This is a genomic window from Noviherbaspirillum suwonense (genome assembly GCF_900182955.1).
Lineage (GTDB): Bacteria > Pseudomonadota > Gammaproteobacteria > Burkholderiales > Burkholderiaceae_D > Noviherbaspirillum_A > Noviherbaspirillum_A suwonense.
In genome coordinates, this window is the sequence record NZ_FXUL01000037.1 from 1 (window position 1) to 20,371 (window position 20,371).

General features: G+C 55.9%; 17 protein-coding genes and 2 pseudogenes. 5 read left to right on the forward strand and 14 right to left on the reverse strand.

Annotated features, from left to right (window positions below):
* The 4 genes and pseudogenes from QOL82_RS27340 to QOL82_RS27355 all read left to right on the forward strand — a co-directional run.
* Positions 1-231: pseudogene (locus QOL82_RS27340) on the forward strand (hypothetical protein); the annotation flags it as partial.
* A 114-nt stretch (positions 232-345) separates the two neighbouring features.
* Positions 346-1,530 (forward strand): ABC transporter substrate-binding protein, encoded by a 1,185-nt coding sequence (locus QOL82_RS27345; protein WP_283445492.1) that lies wholly within the window; start codon positions 346-348, stop codon positions 1,528-1,530.
* Between the two features lie 81 nt (positions 1,531-1,611).
* Positions 1,612-2,322, forward strand: coding sequence for an SDR family oxidoreductase (locus tag QOL82_RS27350; RefSeq protein WP_283445493.1), 711 nt, complete (start codon positions 1,612-1,614; stop codon positions 2,320-2,322).
* Between the two features lie 75 nt (positions 2,323-2,397).
* A complete protein-coding gene (locus tag QOL82_RS27355; RefSeq protein WP_283445494.1) occupies positions 2,398-3,387 on the forward strand; it encodes an isopenicillin N synthase family dioxygenase in 990 nt (329 codons plus the stop codon).
* A gap of 335 nt (positions 3,388-3,722) precedes the next feature.
* Here QOL82_RS27355 and QOL82_RS27360 read toward each other — a convergent pair whose 3' ends face one another.
* The 8 genes and pseudogenes from QOL82_RS27360 to scpC all read right to left on the reverse strand — a co-directional run bounded on the left by QOL82_RS27360 (position 3,723) and on the right by scpC (position 14,109).
* Positions 3,723-5,267, reverse strand: a complete 1,545-nt coding sequence (locus QOL82_RS27360) for a putative bifunctional diguanylate cyclase/phosphodiesterase (RefSeq protein WP_283445495.1) — start codon at positions 5,265-5,267, stop codon at positions 3,723-3,725.
* 348 nt (positions 5,268-5,615) lie between these two features.
* Positions 5,616-6,641 (reverse strand): IS30 family transposase, encoded by a 1,026-nt coding sequence (locus QOL82_RS27365; protein WP_283445496.1) that lies wholly within the window; start codon positions 6,639-6,641, stop codon positions 5,616-5,618.
* A 578-nt stretch (positions 6,642-7,219) separates the two neighbouring features.
* The gene (locus tag QOL82_RS27370) at positions 7,220-8,671 is read right to left on the reverse strand and encodes a DUF7125 family protein (RefSeq protein ID WP_283445497.1); all 1,452 of its coding nucleotides are present in this window, start codon (positions 8,669-8,671) and stop codon (positions 7,220-7,222) included.
* Positions 8,672-8,673: 2 nt separating this feature from the next.
* Positions 8,674-9,018 carry a hypothetical protein gene (locus QOL82_RS27375; RefSeq protein ID WP_283445498.1) on the reverse strand — a complete coding sequence of 115 codons (345 nt, stop codon included), beginning with the start codon at positions 9,016-9,018 and terminating at the stop codon, positions 8,674-8,676.
* Positions 9,019-9,191: 173 nt separating this feature from the next.
* Positions 9,192-10,409, reverse strand: a complete 1,218-nt coding sequence (locus tag QOL82_RS27380; RefSeq protein ID WP_283445499.1) for an ATP-binding response regulator — start codon at positions 10,407-10,409, stop codon at positions 9,192-9,194.
* A gap of 630 nt (positions 10,410-11,039) precedes the next feature.
* A pseudogene (locus QOL82_RS27385) lies at positions 11,040-11,348 on the reverse strand (hybrid sensor histidine kinase/response regulator); the annotation flags it as partial.
* A gap of 172 nt (positions 11,349-11,520) precedes the next feature.
* Positions 11,521-12,456 (reverse strand): bestrophin family protein, encoded by a 936-nt coding sequence (locus tag QOL82_RS27390; protein ID WP_283445501.1) that lies wholly within the window; start codon positions 12,454-12,456, stop codon positions 11,521-11,523.
* 171 nt (positions 12,457-12,627) lie between these two features.
* A complete protein-coding gene (gene scpC / locus QOL82_RS27395) occupies positions 12,628-14,109 on the reverse strand; it encodes a succinyl-CoA:acetate CoA-transferase ScpC (protein WP_283445502.1) in 1,482 nt (493 codons plus the stop codon).
* 125 nt (positions 14,110-14,234) lie between these two features.
* Here scpC and QOL82_RS27400 point away from each other — a divergent pair, with 125 nt between their 5' ends.
* Positions 14,235-15,122 carry a LysR substrate-binding domain-containing protein gene (locus QOL82_RS27400; protein ID WP_283445516.1) on the forward strand — a complete coding sequence of 296 codons (888 nt, stop codon included), beginning with the start codon at positions 14,235-14,237 and terminating at the stop codon, positions 15,120-15,122.
* A gap of 81 nt (positions 15,123-15,203) precedes the next feature.
* On the opposite strand, the gene QOL82_RS27405 is transcribed toward QOL82_RS27400, so the two are convergent.
* The 6 genes from QOL82_RS27405 to QOL82_RS27430 all read right to left on the reverse strand — a co-directional run bounded on the left by QOL82_RS27405 (position 15,204) and on the right by QOL82_RS27430 (position 20,355).
* Positions 15,204-15,353, reverse strand: coding sequence for a hypothetical protein (locus QOL82_RS27405; RefSeq protein ID WP_283445503.1), 150 nt, complete (start codon positions 15,351-15,353; stop codon positions 15,204-15,206).
* Between the two features lie 7 nt (positions 15,354-15,360).
* Positions 15,361-16,122, reverse strand: a complete 762-nt coding sequence (locus QOL82_RS27410; RefSeq protein ID WP_283445504.1) for an SDR family NAD(P)-dependent oxidoreductase — start codon at positions 16,120-16,122, stop codon at positions 15,361-15,363.
* 74 nt (positions 16,123-16,196) lie between these two features.
* Positions 16,197-17,747 carry an amidase gene (locus QOL82_RS27415; protein WP_283445505.1) on the reverse strand — a complete coding sequence of 517 codons (1,551 nt, stop codon included), beginning with the start codon at positions 17,745-17,747 and terminating at the stop codon, positions 16,197-16,199.
* A gap of 143 nt (positions 17,748-17,890) precedes the next feature.
* Positions 17,891-18,916: an acetamidase/formamidase family protein gene (locus QOL82_RS27420; protein ID WP_283445506.1), complete on the reverse strand. Its 1,026-nt coding sequence runs from the start codon at positions 18,914-18,916 to the stop codon at positions 17,891-17,893.
* Between the two features lie 15 nt (positions 18,917-18,931).
* Positions 18,932-19,642, reverse strand: a complete 711-nt coding sequence (locus tag QOL82_RS27425; RefSeq protein ID WP_283445507.1) for an ABC transporter ATP-binding protein — start codon at positions 19,640-19,642, stop codon at positions 18,932-18,934.
* On the reverse strand, positions 19,642-20,355 hold the full coding sequence (locus tag QOL82_RS27430; RefSeq protein ID WP_283445508.1) for an ATP-binding cassette domain-containing protein: 714 nt from the start codon (positions 20,353-20,355) through the stop codon (positions 19,642-19,644). The genes QOL82_RS27425 and QOL82_RS27430 overlap by 1 nt, the downstream gene beginning before the upstream one ends.
* Positions 20,356-20,371: the final 16 nt, after the last annotated feature.

Here is a 20,371-nt window from a genome sequence, read left to right on the forward strand (position 1 = left end):
TATACCGCTTACAACCGCCTTTCTGAAATCAGCAATGGCGACGTTGTTGAGAACAAGCGGCTCGGACACGTCCTTGAGATTGCCCAGTTAGTCCACGACCAACGAGATAACCGGCCCAGTCTTGCCCGAATCTTAAGTCGAAACACGGTCGCTTCCGGTGCGCGTCGCGCACCGTTGCACCGCTTTTATACATTGCACACGGCCCGCTGGACACGAAGGCAGAATGGGTAACTGCACCTTGCAGCCGTCTAGTATCACAGCAATCCCGATTTGTCGTCCTGGTATGGAGATTGCATAGCGAAGCATAGGGATGCTTCCGCCTGTTCACTTGCCCAAGGATTGCTCATGACCCGTTTCACCATTTCCATGCTCGCCAACGCTTGTCTGATCCTTGCAGGAAGCACGCTCCTCCCTTCTACTCATGCGGCAGAACCGATCAAGATCGGGCTTGTCACTGCGCTCTCAGGGCAGTCTGCGCAAGGCGGTGAAGCAATCGCGCGTGGACTGGGTTTGGCGATTGACGAGATCAATGCAAGGGGCGGCGCCGTCGGTGGGCGCAAGCTCGAATTGGTCAGCAGGGATGACGAAAGCAACCCGGCCAAGGGAGTCATCGCCGCGCGTGAACTGATCTACAAGGACAAGGTATCGGTCATTTTCGGCGGGCTGGATACGCCGGTCTCCATGGCGCTCGTTCCACTGATGAACCAGACGAAGACGCCGTTCATGGGCCCCTGGGCGGCCGGTACCGGCATTACACGAAATGGCGCCAATCCGAACTACGTCTTCCGCGTTTCCGCCGTGGACGAACTGGTCGACAAGGCAATGGTGCAGTATGCACAGAAGACCTTCAACTCATCAAAGGCCGGGCTGATCCTGGTGAACAATCCCTGGGGAGAGTCGAATGAAAAAGGCCTGATTGCAGCGCTCGCCGAAAAAGGGATGAAACCCGCGGGCAACGAAAAATTTGAAGGGAACGATCTCGATATCGTGCCTCAGCTGACGCGGTTAAGGGCCGCCGGGGCGGACACATTGTATTTGGTCGGAAATGTGGGGCCTGCAGCCCAGGTCGTGAAATCCCTTGAACGCATGGATTGGAAGGTTCCCGTAGTCTCGCACTGGGGTCCGGCGACAGGGCGATTCACCGAACTCGCGGGTCCGAATGCGAAAAACGTCCACTTCGTACAGACCTACAGCTTTTACGGAAAGCAGTCCGCGCAGGGAGAGAAGGTCATCGCGGCACTTCGTGCCAAGTATCCCGCCATCAAAGGTCCCTCCGACATAGCCGCCGCGATCGGCGTCGCCAACGCATACGACGGCATGCAGCTCGTGGCCAAGGCAATGGGCCTGAAGGCTTCGGCCGAACGCGACGCGATCCGCGACGGGCTGGAACAAGTCGATCGGCATGATGGCCTGATAAAAACTTATGTCCATCCATTTACCCCTTCCAACCATGATGCGCTGGCCGAAAATGACTATGTCTGGGCACGCTTCATCGACAACCAGATCCTGCCGGTTGAACTGGCGAAATAGATTCACTCAGTGCTGAAAGGCGGGATGGCATCCATCTGTTTCGCAGCGCCGAGGCATCTACAAATTAGGGAATAAGGCAATATGACGTTCACTGACTCTCGTACCCTGGTGATCGGTGGCAGTTCGGGCATTGGGCTGGCGACCGCGGTTGCAGCGGCCCGGGCCGGCGCAATTGTAACCATCGCTTCACGCCAAGCGGCCAAGCTGGATAGCGCCTTGCGCGAGCTTGGACCATCTGGTTCAGCAGTACAACTCGACATCAGGGATGCCGCCGCAGTTGAAAATTATTTTGGAGAGTGCGGCGAATGGGATCATGTCGTCGTATCTGCTTCCGAGACCAAGAGCGGGTCCATACACGGGCTTAGTCTTGGAGATGCACGGGCGGCGATGGAAAGCAAGTTCTGGGGCGCCTATCACGTCGCCCGTGCTTGCCGGATCAGGCCAGGCGGTTCGCTGACGCTGGTGTCCGGCGTCTTCAGTCAAAGGCCAAACAAGGAAGCGGTGCTGCAGGGCGCCATCAATGCGGCTCTCGAAGGACTCGCACGAGGGCTCGCGCTCTCCTTGGCGCCGGTGCGCGTCAACGTGGTTTCTCCAAGCGTTACCAGGACGCCGCTGTGGGACAAGCTGGACGAGACGCATCGAGAAATAAAATACACGGAGGCGTCGATGCGGTTTCCGGCTGGCCGGGTCGGTCAGCCAGAAGACATTGCAGCGGCGATTCTTTACGTCGCCGCCAATCCTTATTCAACAGGCGCCACGATACTCGTCGATGGCGGCGATGCGCTCGTTTAGGCGACGCAAGTCCCCTCTCTACCGTTGCGGCAACAGGCTCCGATCGTTGGCGCAAAAAAACCGGATCAATAAACCATGAAATTGCTTAATGTTCCCGTGATCGATATATCTTCGTTCCGTAGCGGCACAGCTGCGCAAAAGAAGGCTGTTGCCATGCAGGTGGACCAGGCGTGCCGGGACATCGGCTTCCTCGTGATCGACGGCCACGACATATCGCCGGAAATCATCGCCGACATGCGCAAGGTCTCACGCGCATTTTTCGATTTGCCATTGGAAGAAAAGGCGCGGGTCGCGCGGCCAGCACCGGATGTCACGCGGGGCTATATCGGCATGGAAGAGGAATCCGTGGGACGGCTGCGTGATCCCACTGCCACAGCAGGCGACCTGAATGAAAGCCTGATGATTGGCCCTGTGGACCTGCCTCCCGCAGCTTATGCATTTTCTGAGGCGGCGGGCAAGCATTTCGCGCCCAATCTCTGGCCGGCTAGCCCGGAGGCGCTCAGGACCGTATGGAGCGCGTATTACCGCGAAATGGGCAAGTTGGCCCAGACGTTGATGCGGATCTTTGCGCTCGCGCTCGGCCTCGATGAATTTTATTTCGACGACAAGATCGACAAGCACATCAGTCGGCTGCGGATAAGGAATTATCCTGCGCAGGCAAGCGTGCCGGTTCCAGGCCAGATCCGTGCTGGCGCCCACTCTGACTATGGAAGTCTGACGATCCTCGCGGCAGAGGATCGCCCGGGCGGACTGCAAGTCTGCAATGCGGCGAATGAATGGGTCGATGTGCCCATCGTGCCGGGCTGCTACATCATCAATATCGGCGACTTGATGGCGCGCTGGACCAATAACACCTGGGTATCGACGCTGCACCGCGTGGTCAACCCCCCGGCTGGGGCTGGCGAAAGCAGCCGCCGTCAATCGCTTGTCTTCTTTCATAACCCGAACTACGACGCAGAAATTACTTGCCTGCCTACCTGTGTGTCAAAAGATGAAATGCCAAGGTATCTGCCAATCACATCAGGCGAATATCTGCGGAGCGCCTTTGTGACGACGCAGAACTGATCGCCTCCAGTGTGATGGGATACGTCTCGCCAGAAAACATGTGAACTTAGTAAGCTATCTCTCGACGCAATCCGGAGCCGAGTCTTGAATTACCATTTCAGCTTCGACCGCGCGACAAGCGCAAGGCGCGGCTGAAGTTTCGCGTACAGAGATATGCGCCCTAGCCATATTTCCTATCGTTGGTGCAACGCACTCTGTCAAAGTGGGCTTCGTTTCCGCTCCATAAGTGCATCAAGGCGCGATATTACTCATCCGGGAGCTGGACCTTGAACAAGCCGGCATACAGCCGAAGCGCAGCGCCTTCTGCACTTGTTTCCAGACACTCATGCGGATTTTCAACGGTGAAGCAATCTCGCGAAATTTTCCGCACTTAATGGCGGTGAAAAGTAATTGCCTTGCGCCTCATCGCAATGCTGGCTCCGCAGAAAATCATGTTGTTCCTTAGTCTCTACGCCTTCGGCTATCACGCGTCTGTTCAGGCTTCGCGCCCTATTGATGATCGCGCTCACAATTGTCGAATTTTCCGGACGGGGACTGATTTCAATGATAAAAGTCTGGTCAATCTTCAGCGTGTTGATCGGGAATCGACTCAGGTAGTTCAAGCTCGAATAGCCAGTTCCGAAGTCATCAATCGAAAGCTTTATGCCCATTGCTGCGATCGCGTGCAAGACAGACATGGTCGAATCGATATTCTGCATCAGCACGCTTTCAGTCACTTCGACCTCCAGCGAACCGGGCTCGATGGCAGTCGCATCAACAATGCTGCGCAGATTTTCAACAAAATCCCTTGCGCGGAATTCAATCGCCGAGCTGTTGACCGCAATGGTGATCGGCGGTAGGCCGGCCTGCTGCCAGGCCCGAGCCTGCGCACAGGCCTCCCGGATTACCCACTGTCCGATCGGCACGATGAGGCCGCATTCTTCCGCGATGGCGACGAACTGCGTCGGCAGCAGCAGGCCGCGGTCCGGATGTTGCCACCTGATCAGCGCCTCTGCACCAACAATTGTGCCGCTGGCGAGTTTGATTTTTGGCTGGTAATACAGTACGAACTCCTGGCGCTGCAGCGCAAGCCGCAGGCCAGCTTCGATGAACTGCCGCTCGACTGCGCGATCATTCATCGTTTGCTCGAAGAATTTCCAGTTATTGCCGCCGGACTGCTTGGCATGGTACATCGCCGTATCTGCATTTTTAACCAGGGTCGCCGCATCCGTCCCATCAACGGGGTAGACGCTGATGCCCATGCTGACACCAATATAGAGTTCGTGTGCGCAAAGCTGGTAAGGCGCCTCGAAGGCATGGAGCGTCTTTTCCGCGAAGGCCATGGCATCTTCGGGACTTTCGATCGTCGGCAGCAGTATGACAAACTCGTCCCCGCCCTGCCGGCTAACAGTATCCGAATGTCGGGCACAGTTTAGAAGTCGATTTGCCACCAGCTTCAGCAATTCGTCACCGACTGGATGCCCCAATGAATCGTTGATATGTTTGAAGCCGTCAAGGTCCATAAACAGCAACGCAAGTTGTTTGCCTTGCCGACGTGCCAGCTCTATGGCCTGGCAGAGGCGGTCCCACAGCAGTGTACGGTTAGGCAAATCTGTCAGCGCATCATGGTATGCCTGGTGGTGCAGCCGGCCAAGGGCATCCTCGGCGACCTTATGTGCCTCGAGCGATGTAATGACGAGATTCGCGTTCGCTTCCTGCAATGCATCCACATAGGTGTTCTGATTTGACAGCAAGATGGCTGATTGGCTGAATTTTGGATCGGAAACAATCGTACAGCTCCCTGGACACTTGGGCGGCGAATCGCCTGTTTGCAGTCTTTCCGCGTCAGGTCCGTGCGTGCGCCAGTCAGGACATCCTTTAACGTTATCGCTACTCGTCATTTCAGCATATTCCTTGGCGACAGTACCGAGAGGTGCAACAATTGCTGGCTCTACAACATGGGAGCGAATGCAGACAGGTCAGGAAGTCCGCCTGTGCCTGATAATCCTGCGGATGAGATAGACGATTAGATGACGACCGTCATCTGACCTTATTAATTAAAGGCTACTTTCAATCAAACCACTTATACCATTAGTTCTGCAACGATGGACGCTCCTGTGCAGAAAAACTTGCAGGCTTCCGCACCGGCAACAAGCTTGCTTCTGCGTTCGACTGGGAATCCAGCTTCCGGATGCGGACGAAGAAGTAACGAAATAGTTGGCGGTTTCAAGTCTGAAGTGCAACGGCTGTTAATGAATTGACGTATCAGGTTGATGGGCACTCGCCAGAGCGGCAGCATAGACCTGTAATGGCGAGAGCCAGTGATGCGTCGCACGTGGCCGCGTATTGAGGCTGTCAGCAATGGCATCGAGCTGTTCCTGGCTATAGACCGACAGGTCCGTTCCCTTGGGCAGATACTGACGCAACAGGCCGTTGGTGTTCTCACAGGTGCCGCGCTGCCAAGGGCTATGCGGGTCGCAGAAATACACGCGTACGCCAGTGTTGGCAGCCAGTTCGGCATGCCGTGTCATTTCCTTGCCTTGGTCGTAGGTCAGGCTCTGGCGCAATGGCGCACTGATGGCATTGAGCTTGGCGGTGAAGGCCGCCAGCGCCGAGGCGGCAGTCGCGTCTTCCATGCGCGCGAGCAGCACCAGGCGGCTGGTGCGCTCGACCAGCACACCGACCGAGGATTTGTTGCCAGCGCCCTTGATGAAGTCACCTTCCCAATGGCCCGGCATAACACGATCCTCGACTTCAGGCGGACGCACGTGGATGCTGATCATGTCCGGGATCTGGCCACGGCGGTCGGTACCGCGGCTGCGTGGCAGGCGCGTGCTGTGGCCATGACGCAGGCAGGCAATGAGTTCGCGGCGCAGTTCGCCCCGGGCATGGGCATAGATGGCGGTATAAATTGTTTCGTGGGACACGTGGAACTCGCGTTGGTGAGGAAAGACCCGCTTGAGGGTAGCCGATATCTGCTGCGGCGACCACTTCCAGCCGAGCATGGTGCGCACCACGCCCCAACATACACTTTGCGCATGCATCTTGCTGTTGCCGCGGGCATTGCGCCGGCAAGCCACCGCACGCAATTGCGCATGGTGGGAGCCATAGCCCTGCCCAGCGCCGGTGTTACGAGCCACCTCGCGGGCAATGGTAGACGGCGCTCGTTCCAAAGTACGGGCAATGGCCCGCACACTGAAGCCGCGCTGTCTCATCGTGGCAATAGTGATGCGGTCCTCAGGCTGAAGCTGCTGGTAAGTGGTCGGTTTCTGCATATGCACACCTTACAAGAAAAGGTGTTGCACTTCATATTTGAGGCCGCCGTTAATTGAAGATTCCTCGATAGAACCAGCAAGGTCCTTCAAGGTATTCAAGATCGTATGCCCTCCGAATGTCCGCCGCGCACATAGTTGCTATAAAAAGATAGCTTTTCTGTAAAGTAATGAGCCATTCTTGGAGCAGCTGTTCCGGGATGCAGGTAAAAATACAATCAGCTGATGACAAGCAGGGAAGTAATCGACGATCTCGCAAGACGGTTGTGTGATGCCCCCGGCATTTGGCTATCGTAAGGGCACACGGGCAGCTTCCAGCCTATGCCCACGCAGCCAAAGAGTTTCAGATGAAGACCAGGAAAAACAAATGTCCGATTATTTTCCCCGGCTTCCGAAAGGTTCTGCTTCCAGAAGGTGGCCGATAAAATTAACCTGGCAGGTGCGAGACTCTTAAATCAGATCAGTCAATTAAGGAATGACGAATTCCCATTCTGCGTAGCTGGCTTCGCCTGTATGAGAAATGCCGGTAACCTTTACGTCACTGGACTTTTCAACTCTGTCCATTGGTTTCATGATAGGCTTTATTCAATTTCGGTCGGCCTGTCTGACAGGATGCCCTGATAGCTCTGCAGCGGGTCACCTATCGTAATTTTGTCGCTGTCGACATCAAAGAACCGGATCTGCTTGCTATGTTTGCTGCCGCGCACTTTCACAACCGACAGCACGCGTCTCAACTCACCTGCAATTTCGACATAGCGATGCATCAAAATGGCGTCTGCAAGAAACGCGTTGCCATAAGAACTGAAACGAAGACCGGTATAACGGTCTTCCAGTTCCGCTGTCATCAGAACGGTGACGCCCATGCCGGTAAGCACCGCAACCAAGCGATAAAGTGATTCCCGAAAATCTTCGCGGAATGCCGACGCCAGCGCAAGCTCGAACCCCGATAAGGAGTCGATTACGACCCGCTTCGCATTCATCTTTCCTATCAATTCCACCAAGTCATGCAGAATCTCGTCTACCGACAAGTCTAGCGCGCGCGTATCGATCAATCCGACGTGCCCATTCTTTACGAGTTCGTTGAGACGATGGCTAAGCAACTGATTGGGACTTTTCTCGAATGCGGCAATAACGCCTGCCTCGCCGATACGCACGCCTTCGGCCAGAAACTGGGTTGCCATCACCGTTTTTCCTGATCCCGATGGCCCGACCAAAAGCAGCGAATAGCCCACTGGCAGTCCGCCGCCCAGCATTTCGTCCAACGCGGGCACGCCCATGGATTGCCTTTGGTCTCCTGTGATCTGGAGATTGCCCGACATGCCGGCCTTGAGGATGGCACGCGGAAAAATCCGAATACCTTCATCGTCGATCCGGAAGGTGTGAATGCCCACGCTCTGCGCTTGGCCGCGCATCTTGACGACCTGTATTTTCCGTATCATCGAATCCCGGTGCACCGCCTGCGACATCCAGATAATCCCGTCGGCCACCGTAAATATCGGACTGGACTCGGCTTCAGCGGTCAGGTACTCGCCGATCAGGAAGGTCGTGGCCTGCCAGCTGGTCATCTGCATGCCGAGCCGCTGCACAAACGTTTGCAGAGCGGAGGTACCTTGTTGCATGTTCTTAGCCGAATGTGCCACGGATCGAAACGAGTCGACAAACACAAGGCTGGGCGAAAATTTTTGCACTTCGTCGCTAATACGGCGCAATACCCCGTCGAATTCGCCTTCCAGCAGGTCATCAGCAAGGTTGACGAATTTGACTGACGCGTTGATCTTGTCGACGTCAAAAAAGGGAAATTGCTGCTGGTAGCGCAGCATTTTCAAAGGCGGCTCGCCCAGAACTGTGAAGAAAAGTGCACGCCGATCAGGACTGGCAAGCGAAAACATCATCTGGTGGGCCAGTGTCGTCTTGCCGCTGCCTGGCGTGCCTGCGATCAGGTTGAACGAAAATTCCGGAATGCCACCACCCAGCAGATCATCGAGGCCAGGAACACCTGTTGGCAATCGGCCTATGATTACTTTATTTTTCATGATCAACAATTCTTATCATTGAGAGTTAAAACGTCATCACCCCATGCAGAATGAAGAAGGTTGGTCACCATAGTTTCACCGATTAGGGAGGTCAGTATGTCAAGGAACGTGCTTAGCAACAAAATACTTGCTTCACGCACTTCCATTATGTCCCGTCCTTCCAAGCGGCTTCGTAATCCCGCGACTTGGAAATCAGTCTGTTTCAAAGGCGAATTCTGGGCTAGCCACGGATAGCGCTTTGCCGCAAGCATGGAACTCCTTACATAGATTGCCTGGAAGCCGCCGTCTCCTATTAAGGAAACGAGTTCGACGGCCAGCTTTTCCCAGAGCCAGAGAGTGACATCCACGAGTGCATCCGGCCGCCGGGATATGGCTCTGCCGATAAGGGAGTTCCATGAAGTTTCCATCGGCAATAATTAATTTTTCATCTGCAGAATTAGAAGCACGTTAATGAAAACTGCATCTAAAAAAAATAAGTCGAAAAATCTCGACGAAGTCGATTTCTGGCCTGACATAGACGTCATTTAGCGCTCGCTGAGTAAAGCAGGCTAGCCAATACTGCCTTGTTGACCGGCTCTTGCAAGAAATGATCAAATCCTCCTGCCGTCGCGTGAGCCTGATCGACCTGTGAACTCTGTTGGGTCACGGCAATAAAACTATGCACGGAATCGCCGGCACGGGATCGTAATTGACTGCACATTGCATCGTTGTTGATGTCGGCCATTCCAACATCACAAATGATGACATCATATGCATTCTTCCCCGCCAGCAGAATGCCGGTTGGCGCATCCCGGGCCAACGTCGCCGCATGCCCTTGCAAGTTTAAATCGTTTTTCAGGTTTTCCTGCAGGTCGTCGCCGTTCCCAATGATCAGGATGCGTTGCGCCTGCGGGGGTCGCGATTGGAGATCCAGATCCTCGCTCCCGGGCTGCAGCGGTGCGGCAATGATAGGCAGCTGTACCTTGAATTCACTGCCCGGAACCATGTCATCGCTTTTGATTTCGACCGTGCCGCCGTGCATCTCCACGATGGTGCGAACCAACGACAGGCCAATGCCAAGCCCCCCGTGCACGCTTTCGTGCGTACGAGCGCCTTGTGCAAACAGGTCGAACACCACACGCTGAAGTTCCGCGCTGATGCCTACGCCGTCATCTTTCACGGAGACGATCACGCTATCGGGCGTAGCCACTGCCGACACAGCGATGTGCCCGCCTTCGGGCGTGAATTTGGCCGAATTAATCAGCAGATTCGAGAATACCTGCCCTAGCCTGACGAAGTCGCCGTTGAGCATAATCGGTGCCGCCGGTAAAGCAATGCTCAAGTGCTGTTTACGCTCATCCAAAACAGGTTTGCTGGTTTCGACAGCGTACTCAATGACGTCCGCTACAGAAAGTGGCTGTCGTTTCAACCCAAACTTCCCGCTGCTTACTCGCGAAGCGTCCAGCAGGTCGGTAACAAGGCGGGTAAGGCTGCCTACCTGCCGGGCCATGACCGCGTGAAGGTGAGGCAGTTTGGGATGCGCTGAAGTAATCATGCCGAGTATCTCGGTGGCACTGGTAAGTGGCGCCAGGGGGTTACGCAACTCGTGTGCCAGCATGCAAAGGAATTCCTTTTGCCGATCATTAACCAGTTCGGCGTTGGCCTGGAGCTCCTTTGCGAGCACGGTCGCAATCACAAGACGCTGGTTGGCCTCCCGCAGCCGTTTGACCAGGTCGTCTTCCGCTTCCATGCTCGTCATTGCGTAATCGCCTTTTATCTGCACCTAGGAACAGGCTCTCCTAGAGTCGCCCATTTTTTTCGAGCGCATAAAACATCGAATTTCAAGTTGACAGCTCAGCATACCTTTATTTGACCAATCATCAAATGAAGATTCGTTTCTTCCTTCGCTCCGGATATGAACTCATGTCCACCCAATTCGCTTTATGCTCCACTATCTGCGAAAGGGATCCATGACCGGGACGACTGAATGCATTCTCTCACGCTTGTGGCTTATGCAACATTTTTTCGTCGAAAGGTGCATGCGAGCCGGCATTATCAAAGACAGGCAGATCGACGGCTACCGTGCACGGAGCACTTTACGCCGTTCGACCAGGCCTACCCGTTCCAATAGCTTGGCTAACCGCTCAAACTCGATAAGCTTGACAAAGTGGTGGTCGAATCCCGTTGCCTTCGCTGATATTTATGACCGCGCTTGCCGTCAACGAGACTGCCCTCAGCCGTCGGCCAAGTTCATAGCTGTACATTCCAGGCTATCCAGGATCAAGAATGAAAGCTTGGACCGGCGTTTTTCAACGACTGCCACCACTGCGCTGCTTGCATCTTCGAGCACGGTTATCTGATGACCACATGCTTCAAGAAGTGCGGCGAGTTATGGCGTGGCATCCAAATTGTCATCGTTAATCATCAGATGCACCAGAACATTTTCCAACGCTGCGGTATTTGACAGAACTTGTTCGTCCAACTCTTCTTCTTTGGCGCACAGCGGCAAACTGATGGTAAAAATGCTGCCATTGTCCAGCCCTAAAATCTTGGCGTCCAACCGGCCAACATGCACTGCAGAAATTTTCTTGACCAACGACAATCTCGGCCCCAGGCCACCCTGCGTACGGTCCGGCGTTCGTTCTCCCTGCGTAGAGAGATCAAAGACATAAGGCAACAGTGGACGGGCAATACCACTTCCGTTGTCTTTGCCACGGACTTATCGAGCTGACCGACATCCAATCCGGCAGCGTTGAGGCTAGGAAGGCCAATCAAAAGGAGAGTCAACTTGCACTACGTCTGTGCCAGCGGTAACTCCCGCCTCTATCGTGCAACGAATTTATTCAAGCAGAAAAAGTAGCGTTGCGACACTAGCGCAGCTGGTAATCGACTGGCCTGCACGGCGGCGGGATATTTTTCTCGTCCAGCGATTCGCGCAGGCTAATTTCAATCCCACGGCAAATCGCTTCTAGCGGCAAGTCGTTTGCCGAGGTACCGAAAGGCTCCTCGATCTCGTCGCCCAGCGCATCCAGGCCAAAGAAGGTATAGGCGACAATGGCTACCACCAGTGGGGTCAGGGAGCCGATGGCGTCCACCAAACCGAAAGGCAGCAGGAAGCAGTAGAGATAGGCGGTACGGTGCAGCAGCAAGGTATAGGAAAACGGGATCGGCGTCGTCCTGATGCGCTCGCATGCGGCGGCAGCGGCTACCATCCCGCACAGGGTGTCATCGAGCGCGACCATCAGCACGCTGTCTATCCTTCCCTCCTCCAGACAAAGGCGCAAATCTGCGCCCATGCACTTCATGAGGAAATGGGGGCGGTTCGATACCACTGCGGTCTGCCGCCATTCCAGTTCCGAGAGCAATGGCATTAGATCAGCGAGAGCATCACTGCCGCGCAGATGATGGCGCAGCGCATGGGCAAACGCAATCGTACGGTAAATCATGCGCACGGCTTCGTCCGCCCCACCGTCTGGCCCGTCCGGCGCGCGGGCTATCATGCTGTCGCATTGCCGGGCGAAGTTGCGGCTCTTCAGCACCAGGTCGCCCCATAGCTTGCGTCCCTCCCAAAAGCGGTCATAGGCCGCATTGTTTCGAAAGCCCAGAAAGATCGCCAGCGGCAGCCCCATCAGTGTGAAGGGAATCGTGGTGAGGACAATCTTGTGGTGCATTAGCGTGCCGTGCGTCAGTGTCACGATCACGGCCAGGACCGTGGTGACCAGGAGGCTCCGCCAAATCTGGGTCAGAACCGAGCCTCGCATGGTAACGAACAGCCTGAATCCGGACGGCCTGTCACGTACGATCATGGCGCGGCATTCCTTTGCTTGCTAGTGCCCCTGCAGATGCAATCATCAGACACGATATCGTTGGTTGAAAAGGTGGGGACGAACGCGGCTTGAGAGCCGGCATGGAAGCAGCATTTGCATGCCGGGCCCGCGCATGGCGCCTCCCGGCCGGCTTTAGCTGATGTCCCTGGCTCAGGGCGCACGCATCGTTTGGGTTGACAGATATCGGCTATGCCAGGAAAACGCTTGTTCGAGCAGGTGCGGGGTGTGGCCGCCGCGCTGTACTGCCTGCTCGAAATAGGCGCGCAATGGCGCGCGGTAATCGGGATGGGCGCAGCGCTCGATGATCAGCGGAGCACGTTCCCGCGGCGCCAGGCCACGAAGATCGGCCAGTCCCCACTCGGTAACCAGGATATCGACATCATGCTCGGTGTGATCGACATGCGTGACCATAGGCACGACGCTCGAAATGGCGCCCTGTTTGGCCGTGGACTTGCTGACGAATACTGACAAGTGGCTGTTTCGCGCAAAGTCGCCCGAACCGCCGATGCCATTCATCATGTGCGTGCCGCCGACGTGGGTTGAATTGACATTGCCATAGAGATCGAATTCGAGCGCTGTATTGATCGCGATCAGGCCCAGGCGGCGCACGATCTCGGGATGGTTGCTGATTTCCTGCGGCCGCAGCAGGATGCGAGACCGGTAATCCTGGAGATTACTGATGAAGTGCTCATGCATCGCCGGCGACAGCGTGATCGAGGACGCCGAGGCGAATGTCAGCTGGCCTGAATCGAGCAACGCGATTGCACTGTCCTGGAGGACTTCCGAATACATCGTAAGGCCGTTGAATGGCGACCCGATCAAGCCCTGCAGCACGGCGTTGGCGATAGTGCCAATGCCAGCCTGGATCGGCCGCAACGCCCGCCCCATCCGCCCGGCGCTGACTTCGCCACTGAGAAACGCGATAATATGCCCGGCAATTGCAGCAGTCTCTTCATCCGGCGGCAGCACATTGGAAGGGCTATCCGGACTGTCGGTAATGACGATCGCGGCTACCCGTTCCGGGTCCACCGCAATTGCGCTGGACCCGATGCGCTGCTCTGGACGAATTAGCGGAATCGGCAGACCGGTGGCCAGATAGATGTCGTGTAGTCCTTCCAACGCGCGCGGTGCGCTGAGGTTCAGTTCGATAATGACGGTGCGTGCCTGCTGCACGAAGCTTGCCGAATTGCCGACCGCCATGGTGGGAACGATGCCGCCATCCTCGGTAATGGCCGTGGCCTCGATGACGGCGATGTCGACCGGAGCCAGGCTGCCCGAGCGTAATTGGACCACGGTCTCCGACAAGTGCTGGTCGATGAACATGACCTTCCCGTCATTGATCTTGCGACGGAGGGTGGCATCCGCCTGGAATGGCAGCCTGCGCGCCAGCAGTCCGGCGTCCGCCATCAGCCCGTCGCTGCCGCTGCCGAGCGACGCCCCCGTGATCAACGTCAGCGCCAAGCCTTCACGCTTTGCCCTCTGCGCTAGTGCGCCCGGTAGGGCCTTGGCATCACCGGCCCGGGTAAATCCGCTCATGCCGACCGTCATGCCGTTTTTAAACAGGCTGGCAGCCTCCTCGGCTGTCCTGACCTTGTTGATAAATGCTGGATGACGAATACGGTCCCGATACACAGTGGCTCCCGGTGTTTTGCAAACAAAGATAGTTGCGCGGAAACATTGTAGGAGGTGGCGTACATGCCTTATATGAATTAAAGTCTCGCGCTTGAGTCGTTTAATTCATGTTTTCCGAGGGAATTTTGGATATTCGTTCGCTTCGTTATTTCATCGAGACTGCAAGGCTGAGCAGTTTCACCCAGGCTGCCGAAAAGCTGCATGTCACGCAATCCACGGTCAGCAAGATGGTGCGGCAGCTCGAAGCGGAACTGGCGACGCCGCTGCTGCTGCGCGACGGGCGGCAACTGGCGCTCACGGACACCGGCCGCGTTGTCTTCGACCGTGGGCAGGAAATGCTGGCGACATTGCGGCTGCTCGTGCAGGAAGTGCAGGATACACGGGCGCTGCGGCAGGGCACGCTGACGGTGGGAATTCCACCAATGATCAACCTGCTGTTCACGCCGGTGTTGAAAGCGTTCAGGAAGCGGCATCCTGAGATTGCGCTGGTGCTTGCGGAAGATACCGGCCAGGTGATCGAACAGCGGGTCGCGTCAGGGGAACTGGAAATCGGGATGACGGTGCTGCCGTCGGATCCAAGCCTGGAACTGGTGACGATGCCCGTTGCCAGTTATCCAATCTGGGCCCTGGGCATGCCCGGCACTTTCCGCAAGAAGCAGGCAACCATCCGCCTCAAGTCGCTTCGGGACATGCCTCTTGTGTTGCTGAACGATGACTTTGCCCTGACCCGCAGTTTGCTCAGGCGGTTCGATGAAGCCGGTTTCGCACCCACGATCGCAGCACAAAGCGGGCAATGGGACTGGCTCGTGGCGATGGCTTCTGCAGGCTTGGGCGTGGCATTGCTTCCCGAGCCATTCATCGAGCGTATCGCCGGGGAGCCGGTCGAGGCGGCGCGGGTCATCGAGCCGGAGATCTCCTGGGACGTCGCACAGGTGTGGAATGGCCGTTACCAGTCACATGCTGCCACTGCCTGGATGCTTGTCTGCCAGGAAATCCTGGGAAAGCGCCTCTAGCAGCATGCCGGCAAATAATATCTAGGGTCAGGCATATCGCCGGCCTGTAACGAAAGGCTGACTATTGAAAAGTCAAAAGTCTCAATCGATCATGCAGATCTGGGTAAGGCTGCCATGCTGAAGGCGGCAGCGCGCCGCCTTCAGCATGGCAGCCCACCAGAGCCGGATGCCGCGGCGGCCCGCGCTGGCGCCTTCAACGAAACCGCTTGCAAGCGTGCGCAGTCGCATCATCCCGGGTTCAGAATTGCACGCCCCGCGTCAAAGCGCCATCGACAACCAGATTGGTGCCCGTAACAAAACTTGCTGCCGGGCTTGCTAAAAAGGCGACAGCGTTTGCCATTTCCTGCGGCGTTCCCATCCGTCCGGTTGGGTTGAGTGCCAACGACTCCTTGAACAGTGCGGGATTTCCCTGTTCGATCTTTTCCCAGACGCCGCCGGGGAAATAAGTATTACCGGGCGACATGGAATTGGCACGTATCCCCTTTGCTGCAAGATGAAACGCAAGGCCTTGCGTGTAGTGAATGATTGCTGCCTTGAAGGCGCCGTACGGACCGGCTGCGAAATCCACTTCCCGACCCGATACGCTTGCAATCGTAACGATGGACGCATTCGCGCTACGGGTGAGTTCCGGCATTGCCGCGTCAACCAGCCTCACGGTACCCATCAGATCTACTTCATAGCCCTTGCGCCATGAGGCTTCGTCGTTACCCACTGCTAATGCGCTCACGTTGGCGACGACGATGTCGATTCCACCCATCGCCTTGGCCGCGTCGTTAACCCACGCTTTGAGCGCGTCGCCGTCAGATACGTCCGTTACCGAGCCAAAGGACTTTGCCCCGCCAACATTAAATGACGCTTCCGCTGCTGCCACCTCTTCCGGGTTGCGTGCACAATATGCCACCTGTGCGCCCTCCGACAAAAAAGTTTCGACGATGGCACGACCGATTCCGCGCGTTCCGCCAGTGACAATGACCCTCAGGCCTTTTAATCCAAGATCCACGATTTCTGCTCCTGTTTTATGCGGCGTTATGCCAGATATTTTTTCATCGATGCCAGCGGCTGCCGTGTATTCCCTCAGGCATATTTAAGCTTGGGGACTTTACGGTGTTGGGTCTTCGCCTCGTATGCGAATGCGAACGCTAGCAAATCGGCCTCGCTCCAGAGCTGGCCAACAAACATGATGCTGAATGGAGAGCCGGATGCATAATATCCTGCCGGAACAGTCACGCCAGGCAAACCTGCAATGTTGATTTCTCCCACATTGGTCTCCTGTATGGTGTCGCGATCCTGTAATAACGGAAGCTCTTCGCGCATTTGAGGCATCAGCATCGCGTCAAGCTGGTGCCTCTCGAAAACCTCTTCGACGATATTCAGATATTTCGTCTTCAGCTCGATAAACTGAGAGATATCCGGCGGCGTCCGTGGGTTAGCGGCTATCGCAGCAAACTGCGGGAGATTCGGCATGAAGCTCAGGACGCCTTCCGGGCCGAACGCATCTTCTTGCGCAGTGACCCGGGCAAACTCCTCTACGGTCTTGATTGCCGCATTCGGGCCAAGCCGGTCAAGATATTGCTGCAGATCGTAGGGGATAGACTCAAGACCGCGCGCATCGAAATTGACCAGAGGAGGTGTAGGCTGGCGCAATTCGGCAAATCCACTGCCTGCGAAAGGATCTTCAACCAGGATTGCACCCAACGCGCGAAGCTCGTCCTTCGCCCGCTCATAAAGTTCTTCTGCTTCTGCAGAGAGCGGCTGAGTGCGCCAGCCGTTACCATAAAGACCGAGCCGTTTTCCGTTGAGGGCTTCCTTGCTTAGTTTGGCGGTGTAGCCGCCTTTCGGCTGCTTTCCCACGCCAGCAAGCGTTTTTGGATCCTCCGACGAATAACCGGCCAGCACATCCAGACATAAGGCAGCATCTCGAACGCAACGCGCGATCGGCCCTACGACGTCCCGGTTGCTGGACAGGGGCACCACGCCGGCATTAGGCACCAATCCTATGGTCGGTTTAATGCCAACCAGATCCTGAGCCGAAGCGGGATTTTGAATCGAGCCACCTGTCTCTTCTGCCAAGCCCAGAATTGCCATGCCTGAGGCTACCGACGAAGCAGTACCTGCGCTGCTTCCCCCCGGTTTGCGATCGGGCATGACCACATTCAACGTGGGACCAGCCCAGCTGTCATTGGCGTGGCTGCCGGAATGGCTGAGCACTGGCACGTTCGTCTTGCCCAGGATAATGGCGCCTGCTGCGCGCATGCGTGCTACCACCGGCGCATCCCGCTCAGGAAGCAGATCGACTCCCCCTGCCTTGCTGCACAAGAATTTCCAGCCTGCCGTCGTAGGGAATCCCACCATATCCATTGGGTCCTTCACGACGACCGGAATGCCAGCCAGCGGTCCTAGCGTCTCACCGGATGCACGCCTACCGTCAATCTCTCTCGCATCATTCAACGCGCTTTCGTTCAGAAATATGATGGCATTGTAGAAAGGATTATATTTTTCAATCTGTTGAAGGCAGGCAGCCACGATGGACTCCGCGGTAAGCTGATTGGTCGCATAAGCCGCCTGAATCGATTCCACCGTTAGCGTGCTAAGGTCCACGTCCGCCACGCCTGCTTGGTTACTCATGCAAAACTCCCTTAAGCAAAAATAAAGCTACATTCCGTCTACAAGAAATACCTTCGATGCGGTGCGCCTGAAAACGGCATCGAAGATTCCGCAGGTCCGAAAATCGATTTGTTTACTATCCCGGTTGACGGGACCAATTCCCGTCAGCTTGCAACGGCGGTTGTCAGTTCGGCGTTACCTTCAGCCGCGAGGTAACTTTTTGCAATGGCGGCGCCCACGGTATATTTAGGGTCGACAAAGTTGCCGAGCCTGACCTTGCCGCACTGGCTGAGCAGCATGTAAGCATCCCATTTATCAAATCCGTAGTCCTTGGCCATCCAGAGAATGAGCTCCTTGTATGCAATGCGGGTGGCATCTTCCAGAGGGCGTGCGCTTCCTATGCCCATGATGCAATTCTCATTTTCCAGTCGTGGCCAGTCGATTGCCCAGCTCTTGATCAGGTCGACACGGATGGTGGTCACGCTTTTATACTCGACTGCGACCCCGCATACTTCCCCGTCTCCCTGGCACGCATGCGCGTCGCCAATAAAGAGCCGCGCGCCTTCGGAGCGGACGGGAAGATAGGTAATGCTTCCCGGCCCCATGTCCGGCAAGTCCATATTGCCGCCGTGATTGTCTGGCGTCAGGGAGTTGATCGAGTCAATCTCGGGCGACAGGCTCAATGTGCCGATATGCGGCTTGTAATCAAGCGTCGTGCGTTTGCTCCAGTACACATACTCAGTGTCGATTTTTACCCGACGCACTTTTTCCGGCAACGGATCATTCAACATCGCCGTATAGTTCGTGCCAGTTAGCGCACCGAACTCTGGAATCATGCAGCAAATGCCATGGGGATCCTCTCCTCTTGGCATCATGCTTTCAATATACACGGCGACCACATCCCCTTTTTCGGCACCTTCGATCATGATCGGACCGTTCTGAGGATTCAGGAACGGCATTTTCAAAAGCGCGGTTGGCGAATCACTTTCGGATTTAATGGCGCCTTCGAAGGCGTCGCGCGTGTCGACAATGATTCTGTCGCCTGGCTTGACGTGCAGCACAGGCTGCGAATAAGGGCCGATCGTGTAATGGAAGACTTTTTGAAGTTCTTCCGTGAGGTGATGTACGACCGGCTCGCGCTTGGCGCCCACGCCGCGTTGCATCATGATCGAGTCTTTAAGCCATTCCATGTTTTCATCTCCTTATTAAACCGCCAGGTGTCGGCGCATCAGTTCAGCGTCATTAAGTTGTTGTTTCGTCAGATGTTCGACGACTTTTCCCTTGTCCATCACGCAGCATCGGGTAGCGGCCATTTCAACCATGTTCATGTTCTGCTCGACGAGCAGGACACCGATGCCTAGCGAGCCCGAGATCTCGACCAGTTTTGCCGCGATAGATTGCACAATGGAGGGCTGTACGCCTTCGGACGGCTCATCGAGCAGCAACACCCGCGGCTTGCCGACCAGCACGCGGGCGATCGCAAGTTGTTGCTGTTCGCCGCCACTCATCGTGCCGGCCTTTTGCCGTAACTTGGCTCGGAGAACAGGAAAAAACGAAAGCGCCATTTCCATCTCGGTCGTGCCTTTCGACGCGAGCATTTGCAGGCCAACCTTCAGGTTCTCCTCGACAGTCAGTGCAGGAAAGATTTCGCGACCTTGCGGGACATAGCCAAGTCCGGCTTTTGCGCGGACGTCGGGAGTCAGTGGGGACAGGTCCCGTCCATCAAGTTCGATGGCGCCGCTATCTGTCCTGAGGATGCCGATCAGGGTTTTCAGCAGCGTTGACTTGCCGACGCCATTGCGCCCGATGATGGCGACGATTTCGGACTTTTCCAGTGTCAGCGTCACGCCATTCAACACCTTGCTTCCAGCGTATCCGGACTGTAAGTCGGTCACTTGCAACAGAGGCGTTTCCATCATCGTTTTCCCAGGTAGATTTCCGCGACATCATCGCGTTCCAGGACTTCCTTGAGCGGGCCATCGGCAAACACTTTTCCGCCGTGCAGTACGGTTACCTGCGTACCGACTTGCCTGACGAATTCCATGTCGTGTTCGACAACCATGATCGTCAATCCTTCTGCCTTTAAACGCTTTATCAGCTCGCCAGTATGTTCTGTCTCTTCCGTCGACAAACCGGCGACAGGCTCGTCAAGCAGCAGAAGCTTTGGGCGCAAGCCGACGGCCATGGAAATTTCAAGCCACTGCTTCTTGCCGTGGGAAAGATTTCCGGCTTTCACGTTGCTTTCAGAAGACAGGTTAAACAGGTTGAGCATGCGATCAATCTCGTCACTGACCTCGTGAGGGCGAACGACACGGTGCACCACGAGTTTCAGATGTTCCAGAACGGTCAGATCCGGAAAAATGCCGGGGACTTGAAACTTGATGCTCATGCCAAGCCCAACCCTGCGAAATGGAAGCACGTTCGAGATATCACGGCCCTGGAAGCGAACCGACCCGGCGGTTGGACGGTGTTCTCCAATAAGCAACTTGAAGAATGTGCTTTTGCCTGCACCGTTTGGGCCAATCACGCAACGTGTCTCACCTTCATTGATCCTGAAGTCGATACCGTTTACTACCTGCGCGCCGCCAAAGCTCTTGCATAAGCCTTTCGTTTCCAGAATCGGGATCATTGTGTTTTCCACTTTA